This is a genomic window from Acinetobacter sp. Ver3 (assembly GCF_000632455.1).
Taxonomy (GTDB): Bacteria; Pseudomonadota; Gammaproteobacteria; order Pseudomonadales; family Moraxellaceae; genus Acinetobacter.
The window spans coordinates 1-10,266 of sequence record NZ_JFYL01000084.1 but is presented as its reverse complement, the minus strand read 5'-3'; the positions used below and the strand labels follow the sequence as shown (position 1 = coordinate 10,266).

Below are 10,266 nucleotides of genomic sequence, written 5' to 3'. Positions count from 1 at the left end.
TAACCTCACTATCTATTTGCTGAAGTTTTTCATCTAATATTTTTATATATTTAACCAATCTATCCATTCGCTGATCGGGAATAATAGCCCCAACCATTTCTGAAAGTATAGAACCACAACCAGGTACTAAACCTACTACTGCTTTGTAACCTAAAACCCTGATATCGAGAAAATTTGTGTTTAAGTTTTTATCAGTCATCTCATCTCCTAAGTATAGTTTTACAAATAATAGTCAACCGTCTTTTTCATTTTGAAATCATATATGCAATAGATGCTACTAAAAAATCATTGCAAGAAAAAAATAATACATATTTTCAATGAGATAACACTAAATTTAAAATATTTTTAATCTAACTGAATAAGTTTTTCTTTCAATATTTTTTATACGCTAAATCTATCTCCCTTTGATCAATTTTATTTTTTACAGTTAAGCATCATTTTGAAATTATTATTATCTGCTAAATACCAAGCCTCAGTATTATCAACTTCACGAGCTACCATAATAATGATTATTATAAAAGCTAGCCATTTTAAATAATCATTTGGAGCACTAAATGCACCTAAGATAGCCAAAAACAACCATACACCCTGCTTATTTACGTTCTTAAAATAACTAATAATTGCTTCTTCTAACTCAAAAAACCATATGAAAAATATCCTCATTTTCCAAAATATTATCCTCGAAAAAAAAGGCTCCTAAATCGGAGCCTTCTTCTCAATTAAGCCACATTCCCCTCTAAAAAATCCTGTGCAAAGCGTTGCAATACTCCACCCGCTTCATACACAGACACTTCTTCTTCGGTATCTAAACGGCATGTCACAGGCACTTCAATCGTTTGATTTTTACCATCCGCCGTTGAGCGCTCAATAACTAAAGTCAAAGTCGAACGAGGTGCAATATTCCCAATCACGCTATACAGCTCAGTACCATCCAAACCTAAAGTTTTACGGTCAGTTCCTGCCTTAAACTCAAGCGGTAACACCCCCATACCGACCAAGTTGGTACGATGAATACGCTCGAAACCTTCTGCCACAATCGCTTCAACCCCTGCAAGGCGAACACCTTTCGCAGCCCAGTCACGACTCGAGCCTTGACCATAGTCTTTACCTGCAACAATAATCAAAGGCTGTTTACGGTTCATGTAGGTTTCTATCGCTTCCCACATACGCATCACTTCGCCTTCAGGCTCTACACGCGCTTTAGACCCTTGCTTAATCGTACCATCCGAACGCACTACCATTTCATTAAACAGTTTCGGGTTGGCAAAGGTCGCACGTTGTGCCGTTAAGTGGTCACCACGGTGCGTTGCGTATGAGTTAAAGTCTTCTTCAGGCACGCCCATTTTATGTAGATATTCACCTGCTGCCGAATCCATCATAATCGCATTCGATGGAGATAAATGGTCTGTGGTGATGTTATCGCCCAAAATCGCAAGTGGACGCATATTGGCTAAAGTACGTGGTGCTGCAAGTGCGCCTTCCCAATATGGCGGACGGCGGATATAAGTACTTTGCGGACGCCAGTCATACAATGGGCTTGCAGCTTGAACTTTCTCACCCAAATCAAACATTGGAATATACACTTTCTTAAATTGCTCAGGTTTAACCGCAACTTTCACCAATGCATCAATTTCTTCATCTGATGGCCAAATGTCTTTTAAATAAATTGGGTTGCCATCTTTGTCATGCCCTAAAGCATCCGTTTCGATATCAAAACGAATCGTCCCTGCAATCGCATACGCCACAACTAAAGGTGGAGATGCTAAGAATGCTTGTTTTGCATAAGGATGGATACGACCATCAAAGTTACGGTTACCTGATAAAACAGCCGTTGCGTAGAGGTCACGGTCGATAATTTCTTGTTGGATTTTTGGATCTAACGCACCTGACATCCCGTTACATGTGGTACATGCATACGCCACGATGCCAAAACCGAGTTTTTCTAAATCACCGAGTACACCTGCTTCTTCTAAATACAATGCTGCAGCTTTAGAACCCGGTGCAAAAGATGATTTCACCCACGGCTTACGCACTAAGCCGAGTTCATTGGCTTTACGAGCAAGCAAGCCAGCTGCAACCGTATTACGTGGGTTAGAGGTATTGGTACATGATGTAATAGCAGCGATGATGATTGCACCATCAGGCATTAAGCCTTCTGCTTCTTGCGCACGAGCAGCGTCTAAATTACCTGCAATACCTTTTGCTTTTAAATCGCTTGTCGATACACGCGCATGTGGGTTTGATGGCCCCGCAATGTTACGAGTGACCGTTGAAAGATCAAAACGGAGTACACGTGGGTACTCGGCTTTAGTCATATCACTTGCCCACAGACCAATTTCTTTGGCGTAGGTTTCTACAAGCTTCACTTGCTCAGGCTCACGACCTGTCAGTGTCAGATAATCAATGGTGTTTTGGTCGATGTAGAACATCGCCGCCGTTGCACCATATTCAGGGGTCATATTAGAAATCGTTGCACGGTCACCAATCGACATGGTGTCTGCACCTTCACCAAAGAACTCTAAATAAGCACCGACTACACGCTCTTTACGCAAGAACTCTGTTAAAGCCAATACGATATCAGTTGCCGTAATGCCCGGCTTACGCTGACCAACAAGCTCTACACCAATAATGTCAGGTAAACGCATCCAAGATGCACGACCAAGCATCACGTTTTCAGCTTCTAAGCCACCGACACCAATTGAAATGACACCTAAAGCATCCGTATGCGGTGTATGTGAATCTGTGCCCACACACGTGTCAGGGAAAGCCACGCCACCACGGTTTTGAATCACTGGAGACATTTTCTCCAAGTTGATTTGATGCATGATGCCATTACCCGCAGGAATCACATCAACATTTTCAAATGCAGTTTTGGTCCACTCAATAAAATGGAAACGATCTTCATTACGACGATCTTCCACTGCACGGTTTTTCTCAAATGCATCAGGGTCGAAACCACCATATTCCACTGCTAAAGAATGATCGACAATCAGCTGTGTCGGTACAACAGGGTTGACTTTAGATGGATCCCCCCCTTGATCAGCAATCGCATCACGCAAGCCTGCGAGATCGACAAGAGCCGTTTGGCCTAAAATGTCATGACACACGACACGTGCAGGATACCAAGGAAAATCATGATCTTGTTTACGGTAAATCAACTCTTTTAAAGATTGCTCTAAAATTGCTGGATCACAACGACGTACCAGTTGTTCTGCAAGTACTTTCGATGTGTAAGGTAATTTTGCATATGCGCCTGGCTCAATATCTTCAACGGCTTGACGCACGTCAAAATATTCAAGCTGGGTACCTTGCAGTGGTTTACGGTAGTTGTTATTCATCGCGTTCCTGCCTTGCCTTGAGCATCTTTTTTCTAAACTTTCTAAACATTTTGTTGTTGATGAGACTTCATCATTTGTGATGGCATAGTACACTGCTGAAAGTCCATTTCCCAAATCTTATATATTTCATCCACTTAGGTACAAAAAATAGGGTTTTTGAAATATTTTGTTTCAAATAACGCAGATAAATAAGCAGTTATGTGCTTTTTTTTGAAAAATAGTGGAAAATTGGGATAATTCTTTAGTATTAGATTCAGATTCGAGCATAGAAAATGAACAATTTATCTTTCTCCTCATTTACGCTTAATGGCGTGGATGCTCAAAAATTTTTACAAGGTCAAGTGACGTTGCATGTTGAGCGCCTTGAAGAAAATATCACGCGCTACACAGCAATTTGTGATTTAAAAGGTCGAATTCACTTTGGTTTATGGCTGACAAAGCTGAATCCTGAAAGCTTTGTCATTGTAACCACTCAAGATCAAGCTGAAGAATTTTCCAAACACATTAAAAAATTTGGTGCTTTTTCCAAAATGAAACTTGAAGAAGCAGGTCAGGTCTATCCTACGCTTCAAGGTGACACCACAACGTTCTCAACAGAAGTAACAGATATTTCCGCTTGGCAAGTTCAGGCCATTCAACATGGTCAAGCTTACATTGATCAAGTCATAGAACACGTGTTCCAACCCCAAGAACTCCGTTTACATCAACGTGAAGGCGTTCACTATGACAAGGGTTGTTACTTGGGTCAGGAAGTGATTGCACGTTTATGGTTTAAAGCTAAACCGAAAGCGTGGTTACATTTAATTCAGGGTACAGGTGCTGCACCTGCAGAAGCTGAACAACTCGATAAAAGTGTACAAGTCGTCAATAGTGCGCCATTCAAAAACGGTTATATCGCTTTGGTGGTGGCACGTCCTGAAGCATTAGCAGAGTTAGACGTGACTGTTTTAGATTTGCCTGAGTATTTAAATGGTGATGTGGCTAGACCACAGTAAGCTTGAAATAATTATTGAGCAAAAAATTTACACGACATAAAGAAAGAATGCCAAACTAATCAATACGACAGTTTGGTATTCTTCATGAAATCTAAATCCCTATTTTTTTTCTATATCTAAAATTAGATCTTTTGAAGGTCCGACTAAAATCCTTTTCACTTCAAAGTCAGTTCTTTATCATTTTTTTCGCGGAAAATCATAATCTCCCCACTTACTGGTTTTGAGGCCCATACCATGTAAACCCTCAACCAACTTAACCGCAGCACGTACACCATCAATAATCGGGATATTCAGCTCTGCACTAACTCGCTCTGCCATTTCAGCCATGCCTCCACAACCCAGTACAATCGCGCCAACTCCATCATTATTTTTAGCTTGAGTACAGCTCACTAAAAGTTGTTGATAGGCAAAATCTGGATCTTGCTCTAAAGCCAAAACAGGTAAATCAATACAACGTATTTGAGCACAATGATCTCTAAACCCATACTCATTCAATAAATACTCAGCGATGATTTTCGTCCGTTCCAATGTAGTGACAATTGAAAACTTGGTCGCGACCAAGGTCGCCATATGAAATGCAGCTTCAGCAATTCCTATTACAGGTGCTTCGGCAAGTTCACGTGCTGCATGTAAGGTAGGGTCACCAAAACACGCAATAATATGACCATCAACGTTTAATTCTTTACCTTGTTGGATTAAATCCAACACACCGATGGCAGATATTGCTTCATCATAATGCCCCTCAATTGAGGCTACGCCCTTTTTTGGACATACTGCTAAGATTTCTGTACCTATATTTGCTACATTTTGGGCTGCTTGACCAATAACTTCTGTCATTGCAGCACTCGTATTGGGATTGATCACTTGAATTTTTAGAGACATAAGATCGTTACACTTTGAATTTCATAAGAAAATATTAGTTTTTTTATCAACAAAAAATTGCAATAAAAAATTGAACATAAATATCTAGCAATTTTTAAACCAAAAGAGAAATATAAAATATTTTATTAAATAACAACATCTTATATTTATTATTTTATCATTTGGCATAGTTTCTGCTCAGAACAAAGTAGCGAAACAATGTGAATGTTAAAATGAATCAAGAAAATTATAGTCCTAAATTAACCAATGCCGATCTTGCGCCCGCAAAACAAAATTGGTCTTGGTACAACATTTTTTCATTTTGGATGTCTGATGTTCATAGTATGGGGGGATATGTCGTAGCTGCGAGTTTGTTCGCACTCGGTCTTGCAAGCTGGCAAGTGTTTATCGCCTTAATTGTCGGTATTGTAATTGTACAAATTGCTGCAAATTTAGTCGCAAAACCCAGCCAAGTCTCTGGCGTACCTTATGCGGTCATCGCAAGACAATCCTTTGGCGTGTTCGGGGCAAATATCCCCGCACTTATTCGGGGAATCATTGCCTTAGCATGGTACGGTATTCAAACTTGGCTCGCTTCAAATGCACTCATGATCGTCGCGCTCAAGTTTTTCCCAAGCTTGATACCTTTATCAGAAATCAGTTTTGTAGGACTTTCAGCGATTGGTTGGATCTGTTTTGGATTGATGTGGGTTTTACAGGCTTTAGTCTTTTGGAAAGGAATGAATGCGATTCGTGTATTTATTGATTGGGCTGGACCATTAGTTTATGTGGTCATGTTTGCGCTTGCAGCATGGTTAGTTGCACAAGTGGGCTGGTCAAATATTTCTTTCAATTTAGGCTCGAAAACGCTCACCACCTCTGAACAAGTTACACAAACCATTATTGCAATTGCTTTGGTCGTTTCTTATTTTTCGGGTCTTTTACTCAATTTTGGTGATTTTTCGCGTTATGGAAAATCAATGCAACAGGTTAAAAAAGGTAATTTCTGGGGACTTCCATTTAACTTTATTTTCTTCTCATTAATCACTGTGGTAATTGTTTCAGGAACTTATAGCTTATTCGGCAAAATGGTGACTGACCCGCTAGAAACAGTCGCAATGATTGATAATACTTTCGCAGTTGTTTTGGGCTTATTAACAGTATTGACTGCCACTATTGGTATTAATATCGTGGCGAATTTCGTTTCTGCTGGGTTTGATTTTTCTAATATTTTCCCACAGAAACTCAGTTTTAGAAGTGCCGGTATGATCGCAGCGGTCGGTTCAGTTCTCATTACACCTTGGAATTTATTTAACTCCCCTGAACTGATTCATTATACCCTCGATGTATTGGCTGCATTTATTGGTCCTTTATTCGGGATATTAATTGCCGATTTCTATTTTGTTAAAAAACAGCAAGTGGTTGTTGAGGATCTTTTTAACGACAAAAAGGATGGCGCATATTGGTATCGAAATGGATTTAATCCAAAAGCAATTGGGGCACTTGCACCAGCTGTTGTGATTTGCTTGACGTTTACCCTTGTACCTTTGTTGCAAGTTTTAGCACCATTTAACTGGTTCATCGGTGCATTTTTAGGTGGAACGTTCTACTATTTCCTCGCTCGAGATGCAAAACAAAAAGTCCACGTCACCAAGAAAAAAGTAGCTTAATTAGAAAGCCTCCTTAACGGAGGCTTTTTTAATCTAAGAGTTATCAAACCCCAAATTCAATTTACTCAATCTTCTCAATCATCTTTTTAGAAACATATTTTTGATAAAACAATAGAGTCAAAATCACCAACACTGCACAGCACAAGTACATAAATTCAAAGCTCCATTGTGCGATAACTAATCCCATTACAACTGAACCAACTGCCAGACCAATATCAAAACAAATAAAGAATGTTGATATTGCATGCCCCATCCGTTGTTTATCTACAGTTTGAATGGTGAGCGTTTGCAAACAAGGAAATACTGAGCCATATCCAATTCCAATAAAAATTGCAGATAACCACAACATCCATTGATTATTGACTAGTGTTACGACCACAAGCCCAATCGCAAAAAATATAAAAGAAGGAACGATAACAGCACTCGGACCTTGACGATCATAAATTTTACCAACCCAAGGTCTTACAATTAACATCGACGCCGCAAACAATATAAAAAATACACTGGTGTACGCCAGCAGTTGTTTGCTCTCACTATAAACCGTAATAAAACTAGTAATACTCGAGTAAGCAAAAGCTGTAAGTAAAGCAACACCACTTACAGCAAAAACTTTAGGCTCAAGAAAATCGTCTAGCTTAAAACCTTTTTTATTCATTTTATGTTGCTGAGGTATCTGATTCGCTGGAATATTTAATAGCCAGCTAAAAATTAGACCTAAACTGATGAGCACCGCGAGAGCACCGAATAAAATTTGGAAGCTATAAAATTGAATCATGGTAAGCGCAATTAACGGTCCAAATACCACACCTAGGTTAGTGGACATCACATAATAGCCCATGCCTTCACCTTTACGATGCTCAGGAATAAAGTCATTTGCGACTGGAACAGCCACAGTGGTCAACACACTAAACCATATCCCATGTAAAAATCGTATAAGCAACAATGACCACATGTTATCAATGAATAAATAAGCAAATGCAAAGACCGCAAAAAACGTGCTCGATCCACGCATAGTGAGTCGCTTACCCATTTTTTGAATGATCATGCCTGAAAATGGTCGTACTGCTATTGATGAGGCGAGAAAAAGCGTTAACGCTAATCCTGCTTCTTCAACTGATCCCGCTAAGTCCTTCACAATGTAAATCGGAAGGACAGCCAACATGGCAAAGTAGTAAATAAAAACAAATAAATTATTTAATACACACAAGATAAATGAACGATTCCAAAGTCGTTCGGTGGTTACACTCATGAAAATCTACTCTTGTCGCATTAATGTTTGGGCTTGAGGGCGTAATGGATCTAAACTCAGTTTGACCAATTGACGGATATAGTGCTCATCAGGCAAATGATTAAAGAAAATAATTTGGTAATGAATAGGACCATAGAGTCGATCAAGCACCAAATCATAGTGATCATGTTCAATCAGCTCCCCCGCCTCAATCGCCTTTTGAATCAGGTGATGCAGTTGAACACGTTTAGGTAACAAATATTGCTTGAAGAATGTTGCAGCCAATTCACGATGATTCGCCATAACCACCAACATCGCTCGTCCCACTGGATGATTTAAAGCCTCAGCCAAACGAAGCAATTGTTGATTAAGATTTTGTTCAAGATCGAGTTCTGGCTCAAACTCAAAAATTGAGAGTGTGAGCTCTTTAAAAGTGTCTAGAACTAGTTCAGATTTATGTGACCACCATCGATAAATGGTCGACTTTCCCACCCCAGCACGTGAAGCAATGTCTTCTACTGTCAGTTGGTGATATTCCACTTCATTCAAAGCCTGTTTGACTGAAGCTAAAATACATGATCGGCGTCGTGCACTTTTGTCTTCGACTGTCATGAAATCCTCACAAATAAAACGATACGTTTCGTATCGTTTTATAATAGAGTTTTTTTATTGATAAAGATATAAAAATAAGACCAAGGCGTTAGATAGAATAGATTTTAACTGTCAATCGATTGAGAGATGACTCATAAAAAAAACCTCCTATATCGCTAGGAGGTTTTAATCTAAAAGCCATGAAATAATTTATTCATATCCTTCACCACATAATCTTTAAAATGAAATGCTCTCGCGTGTTTAGCATCAAACTTTACGGTTAAATCACTTTTTTGGAATACATACACTCGATTCTCCTGACTCACCAAATACTGCTCGCCAAGTTTCAATAAGAGCGCATCTATCTTTTGTTCATCTGGGATTGAATCATCTTGAAAAACTTTATCGTAATTACGCTTTATGCCTTTTATAAACATCGTTGACCACCTCATTGCACAATGCGTATTTAAGCAAAACCATCAAAGAACTACTAGTGGGTTAAAATTTTGGTTAAATCCATATATTCAAGGCTGAACAACATAAATCCAGTGTCTTTCATATGCTTATACAGCAATGCACACACTTTATTCACAAAGCGAAGCTAAATTTGAAGGATGTATACATATTCTATATTTACATTCACATAATTCGGACTATGATGAAATGGTATAAAACTGTATTTACATCAGATAAATAGGGTTGCTTTTAAGATAGGTATAAAACAATTATGAAAAAAATATTATGTGGTACTTTACTCGCTGTAGCCACCTCATTTAGTTTCGCTGCCGCACCAGTCGATCCTGCATTCAGCAAAGTACAGGAACTCATTCAAGCAAAGAATTACAATGCGGCCTACCAAGAACTTGAACGCTTATCAAAAGCTGGGAATCCCCAAGCGACTTATAACTTGGCATATCTGACCCAAGCTGGTCAAGGAACCAAACAAGACAACAAAAAAGCAGTACAACTTTATGAACAAGCTGGCACTGCAGGCTATCCTCTAGCCAATTATGTATTGGCGCAAAACTATGCCACTGGTGGCTTGGGTCTGACCAAAAATGAAAAAAAATCTCGTGAATACCTAGATAAAGCTGCAGCTCAAGGTTTTGAAGATGCGATTGTTGAATCTGCGGTTCTGCTGTTCTCTGAAGGCAAAGAACAATCTGATAAGCTCGCGTTACAAAAACTTGATCCTTTAATTAAGAAAGGAAGTTATCCAGCCATTCATGCTCAAGCGTTATACGATATTTCATTAGGCTTTAAGACTAAAACTGAAGCGCCTGTGAAAAAAGGTTTAGCGAGCATTCAAGATTTAGGTAAAAAAGGATATATCCCTGCGCTTATGGCCATTGGTAACATGTTCGTAAACGGGAATATCGTTCCGCAAAACTTACCTGAGGCAAAAAAAATATTTAGTGCTTTAGCAGATGAAAATATTCCTCAAGCCAAAGAAAATCTAGCGATCGTGAACAAACTGATTGCTGAGAGTGCAAAAAAACCTGCAGCAAATACTAAAGCTAAATCTTAAGCATTAATTTAAATTTTAAACCGATGCTCAAATACAAAAACCCTATCGCGAGATA

Annotated in this window: 9 protein-coding genes and 1 pseudogene; 3 read left to right on the top strand and 7 right to left on the bottom strand. The window is 39.0% G+C overall.

What is annotated here, in order from left to right:
• The 3 genes and pseudogenes from CL42_RS14455 to acnD form a co-directional block, all read right to left on the bottom strand.
• Positions 1 to 199: pseudogene (locus CL42_RS14455) on the bottom strand (hypothetical protein); the annotation flags it as partial.
• Positions 200 to 414: 215 nt separating this feature from the next.
• Positions 415 to 573 carry a hypothetical protein gene (locus tag CL42_RS17085; RefSeq protein ID WP_155757004.1) on the bottom strand — a complete coding sequence of 53 codons (159 nt, stop codon included), beginning with the start codon at positions 571 to 573 and terminating at the stop codon, positions 415 to 417.
• A 146-nt stretch (positions 574 to 719) separates the two neighbouring features.
• Complete coding sequence (gene acnD / locus CL42_RS14445) at positions 720 to 3,338, bottom strand: Fe/S-dependent 2-methylisocitrate dehydratase AcnD (protein ID WP_035270124.1); 2,619 nt, start codon at positions 3,336 to 3,338, stop codon at positions 720 to 722.
• 272 nt (positions 3,339 to 3,610) lie between these two features.
• Here acnD and CL42_RS14440 point away from each other — a divergent pair, with 272 nt between their 5' ends.
• Positions 3,611 to 4,333, top strand: a complete 723-nt coding sequence (locus CL42_RS14440; protein WP_035270121.1) for a YgfZ/GcvT domain-containing protein — start codon at positions 3,611 to 3,613, stop codon at positions 4,331 to 4,333.
• Between the two features lie 177 nt (positions 4,334 to 4,510).
• Here the strand turns inward: CL42_RS14440 and CL42_RS14435 are convergent, their stop codons facing one another.
• Positions 4,511 to 5,215: an aspartate/glutamate racemase family protein gene (locus tag CL42_RS14435; protein ID WP_035270118.1), complete on the bottom strand. Its 705-nt coding sequence runs from the start codon at positions 5,213 to 5,215 to the stop codon at positions 4,511 to 4,513.
• A gap of 212 nt (positions 5,216 to 5,427) precedes the next feature.
• On the opposite strand from CL42_RS14435, the gene CL42_RS14430 reads away from it, so the two are divergent.
• The gene (locus CL42_RS14430; RefSeq protein WP_035270115.1) at positions 5,428 to 6,864 is read left to right on the top strand and encodes an NCS1 family nucleobase:cation symporter-1; all 1,437 of its coding nucleotides are present in this window, start codon (positions 5,428 to 5,430) and stop codon (positions 6,862 to 6,864) included.
• Between the two features lie 61 nt (positions 6,865 to 6,925).
• Here CL42_RS14430 and CL42_RS14425 read toward each other — a convergent pair whose 3' ends face one another.
• The 3 genes from CL42_RS14425 to CL42_RS14415 form a co-directional block, all read right to left on the bottom strand.
• Positions 6,926 to 8,113: an MFS transporter gene (locus CL42_RS14425; protein ID WP_035270112.1), complete on the bottom strand. Its 1,188-nt coding sequence runs from the start codon at positions 8,111 to 8,113 to the stop codon at positions 6,926 to 6,928.
• A gap of 6 nt (positions 8,114 to 8,119) precedes the next feature.
• Complete coding sequence (locus CL42_RS14420; RefSeq protein WP_035270109.1) at positions 8,120 to 8,704, bottom strand: TetR/AcrR family transcriptional regulator; 585 nt, start codon at positions 8,702 to 8,704, stop codon at positions 8,120 to 8,122.
• Between the two features lie 170 nt (positions 8,705 to 8,874).
• Positions 8,875 to 9,120 carry a hypothetical protein gene (locus CL42_RS14415; protein ID WP_035270107.1) on the bottom strand — a complete coding sequence of 82 codons (246 nt, stop codon included), beginning with the start codon at positions 9,118 to 9,120 and terminating at the stop codon, positions 8,875 to 8,877.
• Between the two features lie 290 nt (positions 9,121 to 9,410).
• On the opposite strand from CL42_RS14415, the gene CL42_RS14410 reads away from it, so the two are divergent.
• Entirely contained in the window at positions 9,411 to 10,211 is an 801-nt protein-coding gene (locus CL42_RS14410) for a tetratricopeptide repeat protein (protein ID WP_035270104.1), read from the top strand.
• The last annotated feature ends 55 nt before the right edge of the window (positions 10,212 to 10,266 follow it).

Excerpts from the sequence above, each read along its gene's own strand:
- CL42_RS14415 (WP_035270107.1), bottom strand. The coding sequence starts at position 9,120 with ATGTTTATAAAAGGCATAAAGCGTAATTACGATAAAGTTTTTCAAGAT.
- CL42_RS14440 (WP_035270121.1), top strand. The coding sequence starts at position 3,611 with ATGAACAATTTATCTTTCTCCTCATTTACGCTTAATGGCGTGGATGCT.
- CL42_RS14425 (WP_035270112.1), bottom strand. The coding sequence starts at position 8,113 with ATGAGTGTAACCACCGAACGACTTTGGAATCGTTCATTTATCTTGTGT.
- CL42_RS14410 (WP_035270104.1), top strand. The coding sequence starts at position 9,411 with ATGAAAAAAATATTATGTGGTACTTTACTCGCTGTAGCCACCTCATTT.
- CL42_RS14420 (WP_035270109.1), bottom strand. The coding sequence starts at position 8,704 with ATGACAGTCGAAGACAAAAGTGCACGACGCCGATCATGTATTTTAGCT.
- CL42_RS14430 (WP_035270115.1), top strand. The coding sequence starts at position 5,428 with ATGAATCAAGAAAATTATAGTCCTAAATTAACCAATGCCGATCTTGCG.
- acnD (WP_035270124.1), bottom strand. The coding sequence starts at position 3,338 with ATGAATAACAACTACCGTAAACCACTGCAAGGTACCCAGCTTGAATAT.
- CL42_RS14435 (WP_035270118.1), bottom strand. The coding sequence starts at position 5,215 with ATGTCTCTAAAAATTCAAGTGATCAATCCCAATACGAGTGCTGCAATG.